The 15,815-nt window shown below is 51.8% G+C and carries 17 protein-coding genes; 6 read left to right on the top strand and 11 right to left on the bottom strand.

Features of this window, described 5'->3' with window-relative positions:
• From GDA54_04250 to GDA54_04240, 3 genes are all read left to right on the top strand, one after another.
• The coding region (locus tag GDA54_04250) for a hypothetical protein (GenBank protein ID MBC6497513.1) at nt 1-436 on the top strand (436 nt) is incomplete at its 5' end.
• 344 nt (nt 437-780) lie between these two features.
• Nucleotides 781-2,040: a hypothetical protein gene (locus GDA54_04245; protein ID MBC6497512.1), complete on the top strand. Its 1,260-nt coding sequence runs from the start codon at nt 781-783 to the stop codon at nt 2,038-2,040.
• A 57-nt stretch (nt 2,041-2,097) separates the two neighbouring features.
• Nucleotides 2,098-3,120, top strand: a complete 1,023-nt coding sequence (locus tag GDA54_04240) for a substrate-binding domain-containing protein (GenBank protein MBC6497511.1) — start codon at nt 2,098-2,100, stop codon at nt 3,118-3,120.
• A gap of 10 nt (nt 3,121-3,130) precedes the next feature.
• On the opposite strand, the gene GDA54_04235 is transcribed toward GDA54_04240, so the two are convergent.
• Nucleotides 3,131-3,787 (bottom strand): sulfite oxidase-like oxidoreductase, encoded by a 657-nt coding sequence (locus GDA54_04235; GenBank protein ID MBC6497510.1) that lies wholly within the window; start codon nt 3,785-3,787, stop codon nt 3,131-3,133.
• Nucleotides 3,780-4,163: a hypothetical protein gene (locus GDA54_04230; GenBank protein MBC6497509.1), complete on the bottom strand. Its 384-nt coding sequence runs from the start codon at nt 4,161-4,163 to the stop codon at nt 3,780-3,782. Before GDA54_04230 ends, GDA54_04235 begins: the two co-directional genes overlap by 8 nt.
• 84 nt (nt 4,164-4,247) lie before the next feature.
• On the opposite strand from GDA54_04230, the gene GDA54_04225 reads away from it, so the two are divergent.
• From GDA54_04225 to holA, 3 genes are read left to right on the top strand one after another with little or no spacing between them, the layout of a single operon-like run.
• Nucleotides 4,248-4,922 carry a dienelactone hydrolase family protein gene (locus tag GDA54_04225; GenBank protein MBC6497508.1) on the top strand — a complete coding sequence of 225 codons (675 nt, stop codon included), beginning with the start codon at nt 4,248-4,250 and terminating at the stop codon, nt 4,920-4,922.
• Nucleotides 4,903-5,439: a hypothetical protein gene (locus tag GDA54_04220; protein ID MBC6497507.1), complete on the top strand. Its 537-nt coding sequence runs from the start codon at nt 4,903-4,905 to the stop codon at nt 5,437-5,439. Before GDA54_04225 ends, GDA54_04220 begins: the two co-directional genes overlap by 20 nt.
• Nucleotides 5,436-6,536, top strand: coding sequence for a DNA polymerase III subunit delta (gene holA / locus GDA54_04215; GenBank protein ID MBC6497506.1), 1,101 nt, complete (start codon nt 5,436-5,438; stop codon nt 6,534-6,536). Before GDA54_04220 ends, holA begins: the two co-directional genes overlap by 4 nt.
• On the opposite strand, the gene GDA54_04210 is transcribed toward holA, so the two are convergent.
• The 9 genes from GDA54_04210 to dnaX form a co-directional block, all read right to left on the bottom strand.
• Nucleotides 6,516-7,046 carry a hypothetical protein gene (locus GDA54_04210; GenBank protein ID MBC6497505.1) on the bottom strand — a complete coding sequence of 177 codons (531 nt, stop codon included), beginning with the start codon at nt 7,044-7,046 and terminating at the stop codon, nt 6,516-6,518. The genes holA and GDA54_04210 overlap by 21 nt on opposite strands.
• A 23-nt stretch (nt 7,047-7,069) precedes the next feature.
• A complete protein-coding gene (sucD, locus tag GDA54_04205; GenBank protein ID MBC6497504.1) occupies nt 7,070-7,954 on the bottom strand; it encodes a succinate--CoA ligase subunit alpha in 885 nt (294 codons plus the stop codon).
• Entirely contained in the window at nt 7,954-9,123 is a 1,170-nt protein-coding gene (gene sucC, locus GDA54_04200; protein MBC6497503.1) for an ADP-forming succinate--CoA ligase subunit beta, read from the bottom strand. The genes sucD and sucC overlap by 1 nt, the downstream gene beginning before the upstream one ends.
• A 211-nt stretch (nt 9,124-9,334) precedes the next feature.
• Nucleotides 9,335-10,306, bottom strand: coding sequence for a malate dehydrogenase (gene mdh / locus GDA54_04195; GenBank protein MBC6497502.1), 972 nt, complete (start codon nt 10,304-10,306; stop codon nt 9,335-9,337).
• A gap of 119 nt (nt 10,307-10,425) precedes the next feature.
• Nucleotides 10,426-11,829 carry a cobyrinate a,c-diamide synthase gene (locus GDA54_04190; GenBank protein ID MBC6497501.1) on the bottom strand — a complete coding sequence of 468 codons (1,404 nt, stop codon included), beginning with the start codon at nt 11,827-11,829 and terminating at the stop codon, nt 10,426-10,428.
• Between the two features lie 13 nt (nt 11,830-11,842).
• Nucleotides 11,843-12,658, bottom strand: coding sequence for an LPS export ABC transporter ATP-binding protein (gene lptB, locus GDA54_04185; protein ID MBC6497500.1), 816 nt, complete (start codon nt 12,656-12,658; stop codon nt 11,843-11,845).
• Nucleotides 12,659-12,668: 10 nt separating this feature from the next.
• The gene (locus tag GDA54_04180; GenBank protein MBC6497499.1) at nt 12,669-13,547 is read right to left on the bottom strand and encodes a hypothetical protein; all 879 of its coding nucleotides are present in this window, start codon (nt 13,545-13,547) and stop codon (nt 12,669-12,671) included.
• Between the two features lie 18 nt (nt 13,548-13,565).
• The gene (gene recR, locus GDA54_04175) at nt 13,566-14,177 is read right to left on the bottom strand and encodes a recombination protein RecR (protein ID MBC6497498.1); all 612 of its coding nucleotides are present in this window, start codon (nt 14,175-14,177) and stop codon (nt 13,566-13,568) included.
• Nucleotides 14,178-14,311: 134 nt separating this feature from the next.
• Nucleotides 14,312-15,802, bottom strand: coding sequence for a DNA polymerase III subunit gamma/tau (gene dnaX, locus GDA54_04170; protein ID MBC6497497.1), 1,491 nt, complete (start codon nt 15,800-15,802; stop codon nt 14,312-14,314).
• Nucleotides 15,803-15,815: the final 13 nt, after the last annotated feature.

The raw sequence follows: 15,815 nt of genomic DNA, 5'->3' as shown, positions 1-15,815 counted from the left end.
CATCCAAGCTGGCGCAACGCGTATCACCCAAGAGCCTAACTCTGTCACGGCGCGCTCTGTGGATTATTACCACTTCTATGGGCAGATCAACTGGTGGCTAACAAGGGAACGCAATCGCTATAACCCAACGACTGGCACTTTTGACCGTATCATGCCTCTCAAGCCTTTGAACCAAGGCGGGTTGGGCGCTATTGGCTTTGCCATGCGTTTCCATCGTCTCTTGCTGTCTGATGGCGGGAGCAATCCCTCTAGTGGCAATATATGGGGGCTCACTGCAGGGCTGACATGGAAGCCTAACCCTTATGTCAAGTTCATGGGTGAGTATGTCTATGCCAACCGTTCGCCAGCAGCGTGTGTCAATACGGGAGGCACAGAATGTGCCGCCACTGGCGATGCGCCTCGCGGTGTGCAGTTCAGGGCTCTGTTCGACTTCTAGCGAACAACGGGGGATGTCGGGGGGATGATAGGTGGTCGTGGGAGGCTTCATACAGGCAGGAAAGAAGCCTCCAACCCCACCCATCTCTGGCGCATATGTCTCGCCCAATAACGCCAGAGACGATAATCTCCTAACAAAGCCCCCTTGGTAGAACACCAAGGGGGCTTTTGCGTAAGGGTCTGGCGCGGAATGTGACATCACACATGGTGTAAGAGGAAAAGCGCGCTGGTCGCCTATCCATACAAACAGGATAAAAAAATTATTTTCTCGAAAAAAACTTGCTTTCCATGAAAACACACGGCTACAAGGAAGGCGAATCGTAAACAACAACAGGAGAATATGTTATGACGATACACTTTCCAGAGGCATTATGCTGGCGTAGCGCCATGAGGCGAGGTCTTCTCGTTTTTGCGGTGGCGACAGCATGGTGGCTAGCAACAGCACATCCTAGTTTTGCGGAGAGCGGATGCTCCTTCAACGAGAAGGCGCGCATCGGTATCACATGCGATAAGTGGCGTGCTGAACTCCTTGGGCGCATGCATATCGACTATCTTTCCTTTAGTCGTGATGACGATGCTGATGCTCTTGAGGATCCCATTTCTAAGGGGCGCGCTGCGGCTGGTATACGCCGCGTCAGGCTAGGTATCAAGGGAGGCTATGGGACATATCTTGGTTATAAATTCGAGTATGACTTTGTCTCATCGACGGGCGTCAAGGACGCGTATATGGATATTACATTCGATGCGTTCAAAATACGTCTCGGCCACTTCAAGATGCCCTTTAGCCTATCCGAAATGACATCGTCTCGGTTTTATCCTTTTCTTGAGAGGCCTCTCACCGACGACAATGTCGCCATGCCCGGACGCAAAATGGGTATCGGTGTCTTTACCAAAGGGAGCATGTGGACATGGGGGACAGCCATCCATAGTGACGGCTATAGAGAAGATACAAACCGAGAAAAGAGCTTGTTTGGCTTTTCTACGCGTATCACGTATGCGCCGTGGCATGAGAGCACACTAGGCAACTACCTGCATCTCGGTCTTGGGTGGCGACTGGCGTCAGTAGAAAGAAATCCCGCTCAGCAGGATTTTGATGGGCATACGCCATTTACGTCTGCTGTGCTCAAAGATGATATTTACAGCGTCAAGGGATTAAATCTTGACAGATACCATGTCATCAATCCAGAGCTTGCCTATGGCTTTAGGTCTCTGGGCGTGCAGGCAGAGTATTGGCGTCTCACATCATCAGCCCCTGTCGCTGCCAATGAGCTCGACATGAATGCTTACTATGTTCAGGCGACGTTTTGGATAACGGGTGAGAGGAATGCCTATAAGGATGGGGCTTTCAAGCGTATCAAGCCTGCGCGTTCCTTTGGACAAGGAGGCATTGGCGCTTTCGCTGTCTCCGCGCGCTTCCAATCAACTTCATACGAGGTTGGGGAGGCCAATGATGACCGCGTTCGTGCCATCACCTTTGGCGTTCAATGGAAGCCAGATCCCTATGTCAAACTCTCTTTAGAGTATGCGCTCGCCACGCGCAAGATCGTGGGGCAACCAGATGACAAACCATCGGGACTACAGGCGCGCCTGGGAATCGATTGGTAATGTCTTTCAACCTTTTACAATGGAGTTCTCATCATGAAACAGCTATGTAACATCGGTATGGCCATCTCTGTTCTATGGGCTGCCATCCACGCTCAAGAGGTCGGCGCGTCCGAACGTCGTCACATCAGCATTGCTGGCTCGTCCACCGTTCTACCCTTCGCCATCGTCGTGGCGGAGGAATTCGGTCGCCAATTTCCGCAATACAGAACACCTGTCATCGAGTCTGGAGGCTCATCGGCAGGCCTCAAATTGTTCTGTGCAGGAACTGGCTTACAGCATATCGATATCGCCAATGCTTCACGCAAGATCAAGGAATCCGAGCGAGAGGCATGTGCCAAGAACGGAGTCAAGGACGTTATCGAAATTGTCATCGGCTTTGACGGGATCGTCTTTGCCAGCGCCGCGCGTAGCGATGTCGAATACGCCTTGACAAAAGAGGATGTCTTTCTTGCCTTAGGCGAAACTGTCCCCAACAAAGACAGGCGTGACGTTGTCGCTAATCCCTATACATCTTGGCAAGACATTCGGGAGAATCTACCCGATGAAGAGATCCAATTCTTCATCCCGGGCGTCAAACACGGAACACGCGACGTGTTCGAATCCCATGGCGTTTCCCCCGGATGTAAGATGTTTACGTCCCTCATGGAAGCCTATGCCGAGAAAAACGAGGAAAGCCTGAAATCTCAGTGCAAAAAAATCCGCAAGGATGGGCGCTCTGTGGATATTGACGGCGACTACACGGTTACGCAAAACCGTATCCTCCAAGACCCCGGCGCTATTGGCGTCTTTGGTTTCAATTTCTATTACTTGAACCAAGGCTCACTGCGAATCGCCAGCATCGACGGGAAAAAAGCCAGCGTCGACTCTATTAAGGACGGAACATGGCCTATCTCTCGTCCCCTTTACTTTTATGTCAAGGGAGAGCATCTCGGAAAAGTCCAAGGTTTGGCAGACTATGTCTCTTACTTCATCTCTGACGAGATGATAGGCGAAGAAGGATTGCTTGTCGAAAAAGGACTTATCCCTATGGATGAAGATAAACGCCTCACCATGGAGCGCGCGTTCGAGGGGAAACGCTAAACGCGCCTCTTCATTCTTGGGATGCGTAGCGCTCTTCACGCCATGGGTCAGCGCGGTTATGGTAGCCATTGGACTCCCAAAAACCCCTCTGGTCATCAGCCATAAAGGTTATCTCCTTTATCCATTTCGCGCTCTTCCACAAATAGAGATGCGGTATCAGCAGACGCACAGGACCCCCATGCTCACGCGTGAGGGGCTTGCCTTCCCAAGAAATCACCAATAAAGACTGGTCATTCTCTAAGGCTGCGACTGGCACATTCGTCTTATAGCCATCATAACTCACGACCATCACAAAACGCGCTTGGGCTTTTGGCTTGACAAGGGACAGCATATCCTTTGTCCGCCAGCCACGCCAATGATTGTCATAGCGCGACCATGTCGTCACGCAATGCATATCTGACACCGTCTCCACCAAATTCTGCTCGTGAAGAGACCCCCAATCCATCGAGAGAGGAGTCTCCACAAGACCACCAATGCGAAGACGCCACCCATCTTGGGAAATGGATGGTTGCGTCCCTAAATCCAACACAGGCCAATTCTTCACAAGGCGCTGACCGGGAGGAAGACGCATGGACTCATGCCCCTCATCCTGCCGTTGTTTTGAGCGATGTTGTTCCTTTGACGCCCATAAACGTTTGATTCCTATGAGCTTGTCCCTGTTAATCATCACGATGCTCTTCCACAAAGAGGCGCAACGCGTCTATATCCCGCGCAATAATCCCCTCTTCTCCTATAAAAACAAGAGGCCTTTGCATCAATGGCGGATGGCGCGATAGCACCGATGCCATATCATCCTCATCCAGCTGCTTTCCCTTGAGACCCAATGTGTCATACAGAGGATGGGTGGGGCGGATGAATTGTTCCAAAGGAGCATGAATACGCCGAAAAAATCCCATGACATCATCCTTGCTCGGTGGCTTCTCCAGATAGAGCACGATGTCCATATGCAACGCTGTGTCTTGACGACATGCATCACGCAACCACGCATGCGCCGCACAGCTATGACGGCAATTGGGATTGTGATACATGGTGATATGTGTCATAGTGTCATCTCACAGAACAATGGCAAGAGCGCCATCGCTTTACCACAAAGACGCCCTTAGACTGCTATAGAACACGCCCCTCACATGTCCAGCCTCCCCCTCAACACCGAGTCTATCAAAGCAAAGGATAAAACGCAATCCCTTGTGATTCTCCTCCATGGCTATGGCGCGCAAGGCAACGACCTAGCACCCATCGCCTCAGCGTGGCACAGAGTCATGCCCCAGACCACGTTCCTCCTGCCAGATGCGCCTTTCCCGTGCGAAATCCATCCGACAGGACGACAATGGTTTAGCCTACAACCTTTCACCCCCGACCATATCGCCCAACAAGCAAAACAGCACCAATCCGTCCTCATCGATTATCTCGAACAAGCACACGCTCTCTATCACATCACGCCCCGTAGGACGATCGTATGCGGTTTCTCACAGGGAGGCATGGTCGCCCTGCATATAGGACTCACGGCATATCCACATCTTAAAGCGATCCTTGGCTATTCTTGCGCCCTTTATCCCTTGCGCGCACAAGATATTATCGCCAGACCCGATATTTTGCTTATCCACGGCCAGCAAGACTCAGTCGTAGACCATGAACTCATGGCGCAAACAAGCACATGGCTCGCCCAGCACGGCGTCAAACATCACACCATCAGTCGCCCACATCTCGGACATGCCATCGACAATGAAGGGATAAAACAAGGGGCCAGATTCATTCAAAAACAATTCTCCACAGAGCATGACCATGTCTCACCATCTCTATAAAGCACTTGCTTCCCTGACCCTCTGTATCCTCCCTCTCCACGGCTGTAGTTTCACGCCACTCTACGGCACGCATAGCCATCAGGAGGGCAGTACGCCACTCCTGACGTCCATCGCCATCGCCCACATCCCCGAACGGCAAGGACAGATTTTACGCACATATCTAGAACAACATCTCTCACCCTACCGTCAAGAGAACACAGCGCGCTATGAACTCATCATACAGCTCAAAAGTGAAGGCTCTTTCTCTAGCCTCGAGAGTGACGCAACCTTCTCACGCACCAACGTTGCCGTGCAAGCAGCGTTCATGCTACGCGATATCAAAAACAATAAAATCATCTTCCGCAACACACGCACCTTGAATACAAGCTACGATTACCTACAACAAGCATATGCCAATGTCGTCTCAGCACGAGAATATAAAAAAAGACTCCTCAAAAAACTTGCCGAGAGTATCTCCCTGAGCGTCCACGGGTTCATGAAAAAACACACACGCACCGCAAAAACAAGAACGCCATGATCCTCCAAGCAAAAAACGTCCACAACTGGATTAAACAGAAGCAACACACCAATAGCCAAGCCGTCCTCTTCTATGGAAGCAATCAAGGGCTTGCCCTAGATTTTGCCCAAGCACTACGCCATGCCATCCTAGAGGACGACAGCGACGACCCCTTTGTCTTTGTTCCCTTACAGGGAGAAACGCTGACATCAGAACCTCAGCTCTTGCTCTCTCATGCCTACTCCATCGCTCTCAACGGCAAAGAACGGCTTATATGGGTCAAAAATGGCGGCGACTTCCTCCATAAACCCATGCAAACACTCTTAAAGGCAACAAAAAAAGCCAATACAATCATCATCACATGTAGCCGCCTAGATAAACGCTCTTCGTTACGTCAACTCTTCGAACAAGAAAAACGCTGCGCTATCGTCCCATGCTATAGCGAATATAGCCATCAAACCATCGACTATATACGCCATCTTCTCCACCATGCCGATAAATCTATGGACCATGGGACTCTCCAATTCCTCACGGCTTTTTTAGGTGAAGAGCGTCATGTCACAAAACGAGAAGTAGAAAAAATGGTCCTGTATGTCGGCAATAAGCGCCATATCACATATGATGATTGTGTCGCATGTCTCCGCCAAGACATGCACGCCCTCACCGCTCAAACGATCGCCTTTCACATTGGGAAAGGCGACGTCGCACAGACAAACGCATTGCTCGACAAGGCACAAGAACAAGCCATGCCCCTCCCCATGCTCATGCGAAGCACAGGCAACCACTTTATGCGTCTCTATCAATGTCTCAGCATGATGGATGCTGGCACATCACGCACACAAGCCATGATGTCTCTACGCCCCCCCGTCTTCTTCCAAGACAAACAAGCCTTCGAAGAACAACTCTCACGCTGGTCCAGCACAAACATCATGCACGCCATCGCCAGACTCACTCAAGGAGAAATCACCAGCAAAAGCGGAGGATATGACGCCCATGAGACAAAAAGCAAACAAATCCTTCTTGGAATCGCCCGCCTCGCCCAGACATCAGCAGCGCGTCACCAAAGAGAAGACATAGGGACACACACCCTACGACAATCACGCCGTCTCGTAACGTAGACTCATCTCGTAGTTACTGGCCAGTTTCGCGACCAAAGCAAGACAATCAGCAGATTTCTCCTGACGCAACGCAACAGCAAAACGAGCAAAATAGACGTCACCCTTCCGCCCATGAAAACGCTCCGCATTCATTCTGACGATAATCGCCGCACATGAATCCAGCGTCTCAACCATATCACGAATAAAACCACGTTTGTCTTTACCCGACAAGACAAAGCGGTGCGTCACCCGATTGGAAGGACCACGCTCCGTCTTGAGGTTAAAGGGAGACACGGCGATAGCGCCATCTTGCACCCCCTTAATCGATGTGAGCTTGTCCTTGAGAGCCTCCACCGTGAGCCCCGTCGATGGCATCTCATAAATGAACGCCAACTCCGCGCCCTGACCTAACGCAGCAAACGTAATGTCATGGAGACTTCCCCCCTCATCAAACAACAATGCCGTAACCCCCGAAATCAAGCCCGGCCTATCAGGCCCCGTATATGATATAAGAACGTTATGTGACCTCATACGCTTTCCATCCTATGGGTGTTTTATGTTTTCTTGTCGAGCGCCTGCTTCATCGCCTTACCAATATCGATAATGGTCTCGGCAATGATAGCCCCCGCGCTCTTTAATGCCTCCTTTTTTGCTTCTGCCGTCTCTTCTCCGCTCGACACAATAGCCCCCGCATGCCCCAATTTACGCCCTTGTGGCGCCGAAGCCCCCGCAACAAATGCCGCCACGGGCTTTGCCTTTTTCCCTAAACGCTTAATCATCTGGGCTACGTCAATCTCTGCCGTGCCACCAATTTCACCGATAATGACAATGCCGTCCGTGTCGTCATCATCCATGAACAATTCTAAAACATCAGCATAATTCGTGCCATTGACGGGGTCACCACCTATCCCCACAATCGTTGACTGCCCCATATTGGACGCCGATAATTGAACAGCCGTCTCGTAGGACAGAGTGCCTGAACGAGAGATGACGCCTATCCGTCCCTCCTTACAGATATAGCTGGGAATAATCCCGATCTTACCAAAGCGCGGACTCAAAACACCAGGGCAATTAGGACCAATGAGACGCGTCTTACGCCCACGCATATCGCGCTTCACCCTCTGCATATCACGCACAGGAACACCATCGGTGATACAAACGATCAAATCAAGGCCCGCCTCGACACCCTCGAGAATGGCATCGGCAGCAAAAGGAGGAGGCACAAAAACACCGCTGGCATTACACCCCGTCTTGTCCACCGCCTCCGCTATCGTATTAAAAACAGGCAAGCCTAAATGGGTCTGCCCCCCCTTATCCGGCGTCACACCACCCACAAGCACCGTCCCCGCCTCCAAAGCGCGCTGAGAGTGAAATGTGCCTTGAGTCCCCGTAAAACCTTGACAAATAACCTTTGTCTCTTTGTTCAATAAAATGGCCATCACGCTCTCCCCTTGACAGACTCGACAATCGCCCGCGCCGCGTCCTCCATCGTGGCTTTGGGTTCTATCGACAATCCCGACTCCTTGAGAATCTTACGCCCCTCTTCCACATTCGTCCCCTCCAGACGAACCACTAAAGGCTTCGCTAAACCAACATCACGGGCCGCATTGACAAGACCCTCCGCAATATCATTGCATCGCATCATCCCACCAAAAATATTAAGCAAAATACCTTGCACATCCTCATCGCGATAAATTAATTTGAACGCCGCCGCCACACGTTGCGGCGTCGCCGCACCCGCCACATCCATGAAATTGGCCGCCTCACCGCCAAAATACTTGATAATGTCCATCGTCGCCATAGACAAACCCGCCCCATTCACCATAAGCCCTATATTGCCATCCAATTTGACATAGTTGAGGTCATGGCGAGACGCCTCTAACTCTAAAGGGTCCATTTCATCATCATCACGCATCTCCTCCACCTGCCTCTGGCGATAGAGGGCGTTATCATCGAACGTCATCTTACAATCTAACACCAACACATCGCCCTCTTTCGTCACAGCAATGGGATTTGTCTCTATGAGGCTCGCATCCAAAGCGCAAAATGCCTTGTAAATCGATACCATCACCGCTTGCATCTTGCGCCCCTCGCGCCCACTGAGCCCCAGAGCATAACATAAACGACGCACATGGTGAGGTTGTAAGTCGCCACCGCTGGGAAGGCACAAACGCTCGATAAGAGAACTATCCCGCTCAGCAACCTCCTCGATATTCACGCCACCCTCTTTCGACGCAATGAGGTCGTTACCTCCTGTCGCACGATTCGTCGCCACGCAAAAATAAATCTCTTGAGCAATATGACAACCCGCTTCGATATAGACACGATTCACACGCTTGCCACCGGGGGGTGTCTGCGGCGTGATGAGAGCATTCCTAAACATCACATCGGCAACCTCCAAAACATCGTCCACCGAACGAACAATCTTGACGCCGCCTGCCTTGCCACGCCCACCCGCATGAATTTGCGCTTTCACCACCAAAATGTCTTCATCCAACCAACGGGCGATACGCTCGGCATCATGGATACTATAGGCAACATCACCCGTCGGAATAGGAACGTCATATTGATGCAATAGTTGCTTACCCTGATATTCGTGAATGTTCATCAACCCTGTCCTCATGTTCGTGCTTTTGAGACTCCATGCGTATCACACATGTCCCCCCGCAAACCTCTCTGTGATACCCCCTCCACACATCCCTTATGCCCTCTCACCCCTCCATATCCTTGCGTGGTGCGTATCATGGCACAGAATCAGACGACAAAGCAAGCCGCCCGTGATGATTCCTAGACCAAAAGAAAAGACGCACCATATCATATTATGACAGCGTTGCCAAAACCTTGCGCGCCGAGTCCGTTATCTCTTGCACAGCCTTGACAGAATGCGCAAATTGCGCCTTTTCTTGCTCGTCCAAAGCATACTCGATAATCTTCTCGACACCACCAGCTCCTATGACCACAGGAACACCAGCATAAATATCCTTCACACCATAAGAGCCATCCATCCACGCCGCACACGGAACGACACGCTTTTCATCAAACAGATACGCCTTAACCATAGAGAGCGCCGCCACTGCCGGCGCGTAAAAGGCTGAACCAGAACCAAGCAACGAAACAATCTCCGCACCGCCATCGCGCGTGCGTTGAATAATATCATCGCGTTGCTTGTCCGTCAGCACACCCATAGAAATCCATTGAGAAAGGGGAACACCGCCAATGGTCGTGTAACGGGCTAAAGGCACCATCGTATCCCCATGTCCACCCATCACCATCGCATGAATACTGGCTTTAGAGACACCACACGCCTCACTCAAAAAATGGGTGAAACGCGCAGCATCCAAAATACCCGCCATGCCCACAACCTTCGAAGAAGGCAAACCACTCACATGGCGCATGACCCATACCATCGCATCCAAAGGATTGGTCACCATGACGACAAAGGCATCTGACGCATAGCGCTTGATACCTTCTGCCACCTGTTTTGTAATCTTCGTATTCACCTCCACCAAATCATCCCGACTCATGCCCGGCTTTCGAGGGACACCAGCTGTCACAATGACAGCATCAGCACCCTCCATCAAACCATAGTCCTTGCCTGCCGTTATCCGCGTGTCATAGCCACTGATAGACCCCGCTTGCGATAAATCCAGCGCCTTGCCTTGAGCAACACCCTCCGCCACATCAATAATCGCTATATCACCCAAATGCTCCAACGCCACCTTATGGGCGAGTGTGCCACCGATATTCCCCGCCCCCACCAACGCTATCTTTGTTCTCTTCGTGCTTTTCATAACCTTACCTCTCTTAAAAGACCCTCTATGGTGAGACTCTCACGTAAGAGTGCACCGAAAAAGAAAAAAAGTAAAAGAAAAAAACGACTCACAGAAACCCATGAGAGAGAACACCGTTATCACGGTGTGACGCTATCACGCTCCCTATCGATGACATGGATATAAGAACCCGCCACACGCCCCATCGCCATGCCATACGCCAGCCCACGAGCATGAAAAAGAGGAGGCACATCGCCCATTGTCACAATACGTCCATAGTGAAATTCATGGCCACGCCACACCACACCCCGTGCCCCCAAAGGGGTATCACATGCAAGAACAACCCGTCGATAGCCTAAGGTCAAGGAAGGCTCACGCATGCTCGTCACCACAGGAAGCATGTCCGCCATCCTATGCTCCTTGCCATCACCATCAATAAGACCCTTCCCCAGCACCATGAAACCACCACATTCCCCATAAATGAATGCACCCCGCTGTGATGCTCGTCCCAACGCCGAAAAAAAAGAACGATTCTGCGATAAGGACAATGCATAATCCTCAGGATACCCGCCGGGAAGGAAAATGACATCAGCACGCTCAGAGGGAACTTCATGGCGTAAGGGTGAGAAGAAATCCACACGTCCGTATCTCTTCCAATGTGCCACCATCCAATCATACACGAAACAAAAAGCCTCGTCGTACGCCACCGACACATGAGAGCCCGCAAACAGAGGACGATAGGCCGCCAGTGTCTTTGCGCCACGCCGTCCGTTCCCCCCATACCCTGCCATACACGCCATGAGCCCATCCACATCGACATGCTCTTCGATATGATCCGCCATGGCATCGAGACGCCTATTGGCATGAATCAACCTGTCACGACTCCCTAAGACAGGCGCTAATCCCAAACGTTTCGAGGGAAAAACCATGTCGTCACTTCGAGGCACAAAACCATAAATGACAACACCTATCGCATCTAAAGCATCCTTAATGAGCTGACGGTGACGTCGTGTGCTCACGCCATTCACAATGACCCCTGCCACCTCTATATCGTCTCGATACTGACAAAAGCCCTGCACCAATGCCCCAATAGACGCCCCCATCCTGCCCCCATGAACAACCAAGAGAATAGGCATGGAAAAAAGACGAGCAATATCTGCCGTTGATGTTCCCTTATGCCCCAACCCTTCATCGAAAAGCCCCATGACGCCTTCCGCCACCGTCCACATGGCTGGCCCTGCCTTATCACCTCCCCCCTCCATCTCTGCCAAGAGGGACGCCACATGCTGAGGGTGCATCGCCCATAAATCCACATGGCGCGCATATCCCGTCATGCGTGATGTCTGGGAGGCATGGCGTGAGGACATCCTGCCAAAAACCGCCAGCATATGGAAAAAAGAGTCGAGATAGTCGGGCCCTGCCTTGATAGGACGAACAGCAAGCCCTCGCCGACGCAAGAGACGCATCAACGCACTGGCAATCATCGTCTTACCACTGCCCGAACTGACGGACGCCACCATAAGACGCCCCGCATCATAAGACAATGGTTGCGTCCCCCTAAAGATTGAATTGCTTGCCTAAATAGACTTCTCGCACAGCCTCGCTGGCAACAATATCCTTTGGCGTCCCCTCGATGATGACACCACCATCATGCAAAACATACGCCCTGTCGATAATGCGCAATGTATCACGCACATTATGGTCAGTCACCAAAACACCGATGCCCCTGTCCTTCAAATGCGATATGAGATGACGTATTTCATTGACGGCGATCGGGTCAATCCCCGCTAAAGGCTCGTCTAAGAGGACATAACGAGGACGAGCCGCTAAACAACGCGCAATCTCTAAACGTCTACGCTCGCCACCAGAAAGCACCATGACATTGGCGCGACGCAAATGGGATATGGAAAATTCGGCAAGCAAATCATCCAACATGGAACGACGATATTCTATGTCTGGCTCGCCTATCTCTAAGACCGCTAAGATATTTTCCTCCACGCTCAACCCACGAAACACCGACGATTCCTGAGGCAAATACCCAATACCATATTGGGAACGCACATGCATGGGTAACAATGTCACATCTTCTCCATCAATGAGAATCGAGCCATAATCAGTGCCGATAAGACCGACAATAATATGGAAAATTGTCGTCTTGCCCGCCCCGTTAGGACCCAACAACCCAACGGCTTCACCCCGATGCAGTGTCATGGAAATATCTTGCAAGACACGCTTCTTGCCTATCATTTTCCCTAAGTTAGCAACACGAAGAGTCCCTTGAGCAGATGTTTTTTTGCGAGGCAAGAACGTCGTCGCATGACGCCCTTTGACGACTTTGAGACGCCTTGTTTTTCTTTTTTGAGGTGATGACATCACAGCCATGCTATTGAGTCTCCTCCTCGAAGAACGTGTCGAGAGTGGGGTCGTCCAATTGGATCACCGCGCGCGCACGCTTCTTCCACATGAGCGTGTCATCATCCGCTGGCGCTCCAGCCACTAAACGGCTCACGCCCTTATCAAAGTCGAATTGGGCATGCTCACCACGTAGTGTATGACGCCCATAGACAATCTCCACATCGCCCATAATATCGGCAAGCCCTCTCTCCACATGATACGTGCCTTGCTTCCCGCGCACATGTTGTGCCGCATCAGAAACACGCACATTGCCATACGCTTCAATCATGGATATGCCTGTTGCCCTATCGCCCTCTTGAAGAAATTCGGCTACCAAGACATCGCCTTGCAACATGGCATCGCCCTTCTGCACAGAGGCATCGCCTTCTGCCACACCAAGAGCAAGCTCGCGCCAATAGGTAAAGTGATTCTTGGCATGCATCGTCAGCGCGCCGCTGTGAATAGACACTGATTCCCCTGTGAGCATGATTTTCCCTTCCATCACATCATACGTCCCTTTGTCTGCCATGGCGCGTTCGGATGCGGTTTCGATGCGCACATGACCCTCTGCCTCCAAGCGCTTAATAGAACCCATACCGCCCTCCATCGTATCACTTTCTTCACGATATATCAATGTTAACATATCAGCATAAATGGCCTTGTCACCCTGACGAACAGACGCATCGCCACGCGCAATATAACGACGTTCATCACGACGCCATTCGATGCCGTGACGCGCCCGAATGACGACTTCTTCATCCCCGCTCAATGAAGGAAAGTCAATGCCTCTCGCACCGTCTGCCATCGCCCCACCACCCACCATGACGTAGAGAGCAACCACACAGAGACAAAAAAACCGATAGACCATGACGCTCACCCAAAACAGCTAGCGACGCCCTTGTAAAGCCGACGCAAGAGTCGTGCTATCGAGATAGTCTAACTCGCCACCAAAAGGAATACCCTGCCCTAAACGAGTCACACGCACAGCCACATCCTCTAAGACAGAGGCGATATAATGGGCTGTCGTCTGCCCATCAACCGTCGCACTGGTGGCGAGAATAACCTCCTCAAAGGACGATGAACGCACATACTCTTCCAATAAGGGGATGCGTAAATGCTCGGGATCCTTGCCATCAAAAGCCGATAACGTCCCCCCCAAGACAAAATACTGCCCCCTATATACACCAGAACGCTCCATCGCCCATAAATCCGCCACATTCTCCACAACACAGATAATATCCTGACGCCTTGTCGTATCACAACAGAGAGCGCACGGGTCCTGAAGGTCGAGATTGCCACAGCGCGCACACTGCTTCACCTTCTCTGCCGCCCGCCCAATGGCATGGGCAAGGGGTGTCATGAGCTCTTGACGATGGTCCATCAGATACAAAACAGCCCGCCGTCCCGAACGCATGCCCATCCCCGGAAGACGCGCAAAAAGTCCAATGAGCTGTTCGAGCTCTGGAATGCGCGCCTCCTCCTCTCTACGTTGCGCCATGGCAGGCAAAGACGAGGCGTTCGACAGAGGCGACACACCCAATGGGGGGCGCGATGGGGAATGTCCATTTTTTATTGCCATGCTCTACCCTCCTTATCGTCCCGCTTCACGCGCTCCATCTCTTTGTGCCATCGTCACGTCCCGTGACGCGTCACAACAGCATCAGGAAAAACGGCTTGCGCCTTCTCTAGCAAGGCTGGGGTCTGTTCCTCACGAGAAGACACACCTTTCTGTGTCTCATGCTGGCGTTCATGAGTCGTCTTATCGCCATCCGCATGACTCTTATCCTGCGCCCCATCAAGAGACATCGTATCAATCATCGCATCCAATGTGGGAAGATACAAGCCATGCATGACTCTGAGCAAGACAATCTCGAGGGCATGGAGGGGATTGGGAGCAAGACGTATATCGTTATATCCCGCCATCACCATCTGCCATAGGCGCATCATCTTTCCTCTCTTGACATGCTCGACAATATCTTGGGCGCGCTTCTTGGCCGAGTCTCCCAATGGAAAGGGAGGCTCTGCCTGTCTGTCTATGGTGAGGATCGTCAACCAATAACACCCATCAAGGAGAGAAGACAGCAAGGCATGGGCGTCGCTTCCTTGATGATAGAGCGCACGTATATGCTGTAGCACATCCTCCACATTGCCCTTGAAGAGATTCTCTAACAGAGCAATGATGTCTTCTCCGTCTGCCACCCCTATCATCGCGCGCAATGCGTCACCGCGCACGACGCCGTCATGGACGCCCGCCAGTGCCGCATCCAATAAAGACAAGGCATCGCGCATCGACCCTTGCGCATGCCTCGCTATTAAAACAGAAGCGCCGCCATCTAGGGTAAAGCCTTCCTTGACACCTATCTCTTCAATATGCTTGACAATATCCTCTGACGTAAGCCTATTGAGGTCAAAACGCTGGCAACGCGATAACACCGTCAACGGAATTTTAGACGCTTCTGTCGTCGCGAACAGAAAAAACGCATGGGGCGGAGGCTCTTCCAACGTCTTCAGAAGAGCATTGAAGGCTGCCTTACTCAACATATGGACTTCATCGATAATACAGAATTTGAATGTCCCCTGTACAGGGTGATAAGGCACTTGCTCTATGACATCACGCATCATGTCGACACCCGTGTGACTCGCTGCATCAATCTCGAGAATATCAAAATGACGCCCTTCCTGCGCCGCAAGACACGAGGCACAGCGCCCACATGGCTTCTCTTCTTCCTTCAAGGAGGTGCAATTGACAGCGCGCGCAACCAACCGCGCCAATGTCGTCTTGCCTGTGCCACGAGGACCAGCAAACAACAGCGCATGCCCTAAACGTTGAGAAGAAAGGGCATGGCGTAGGATACGCACCGTCACATCTTGTCCCAAGACATCCTCGAAGCGCGCCGGACGATAGCGCCGCGCCAGCGCAAGGCGCATAGATGACGCCGCCTGCACACCATGAGAACGCCCGTCGTCATGACGCACCGATGACTGCTCCTTATCCGCAAGACGAAGCCCCTCGTCCCCCTGAGAACCCTGAGAAGAAGAAAAAAGAGACGCCCCTTCGCCCTGAGACACAGCGCCCTGAGACACAGCTTCTGTCTTTCCTGTCGTTTGTTTGTCGCTCACCATGCTCCCTTCCACT

The organism is Alphaproteobacteria bacterium GM7ARS4, assembly GCA_014332745.1.
Taxonomy (GTDB): domain Bacteria; phylum Pseudomonadota; class Alphaproteobacteria; order GM7ARS4; family GM7ARS4; genus GM7ARS4.
The sequence above is the reverse complement of the archived record's forward strand: the minus strand, read 5'-3'. Positions and strand labels throughout refer to the sequence as shown.

Coding starts and splice junctions, on each gene's coding strand:
- GDA54_04245 (MBC6497512.1), top strand. CDS start 781: ATGACGATACACTTTCCAGAGGCATTATGCTGGCGTAGCGCCATGAGG.
- GDA54_04240 (MBC6497511.1), top strand. CDS start 2,098: ATGGCCATCTCTGTTCTATGGGCTGCCATCCACGCTCAAGAGGTCGGC.
- GDA54_04235 (MBC6497510.1), bottom strand. CDS start 3,787: ATGATTAACAGGGACAAGCTCATAGGAATCAAACGTTTATGGGCGTCA.
- GDA54_04230 (MBC6497509.1), bottom strand. CDS start 4,163: ATGACACATATCACCATGTATCACAATCCCAATTGCCGTCATAGCTGT.
- GDA54_04225 (MBC6497508.1), top strand. CDS start 4,248: ATGTCCAGCCTCCCCCTCAACACCGAGTCTATCAAAGCAAAGGATAAA.
- GDA54_04220 (MBC6497507.1), top strand. CDS start 4,903: ATGTCTCACCATCTCTATAAAGCACTTGCTTCCCTGACCCTCTGTATC.
- holA (MBC6497506.1), top strand. CDS start 5,436: ATGATCCTCCAAGCAAAAAACGTCCACAACTGGATTAAACAGAAGCAA.
- GDA54_04210 (MBC6497505.1), bottom strand. CDS start 7,046: ATGAGGTCACATAACGTTCTTATATCATATACGGGGCCTGATAGGCCG.
- sucD (MBC6497504.1), bottom strand. CDS start 7,954: ATGGCCATTTTATTGAACAAAGAGACAAAGGTTATTTGTCAAGGTTTT.
- sucC (MBC6497503.1), bottom strand. CDS start 9,123: ATGAACATTCACGAATATCAGGGTAAGCAACTATTGCATCAATATGAC.
- mdh (MBC6497502.1), bottom strand. CDS start 10,306: ATGAAAAGCACGAAGAGAACAAAGATAGCGTTGGTGGGGGCGGGGAAT.
- lptB (MBC6497500.1), bottom strand. CDS start 12,658: ATGTCATCACCTCAAAAAAGAAAAACAAGGCGTCTCAAAGTCGTCAAA.
- GDA54_04180 (MBC6497499.1), bottom strand. CDS start 13,547: ATGGTCTATCGGTTTTTTTGTCTCTGTGTGGTTGCTCTCTACGTCATG.
- recR (MBC6497498.1), bottom strand. CDS start 14,177: ATGGCGCAACGTAGAGAGGAGGAGGCGCGCATTCCAGAGCTCGAACAG.
- dnaX (MBC6497497.1), bottom strand. CDS start 15,802: ATGGTGAGCGACAAACAAACGACAGGAAAGACAGAAGCTGTGTCTCAG.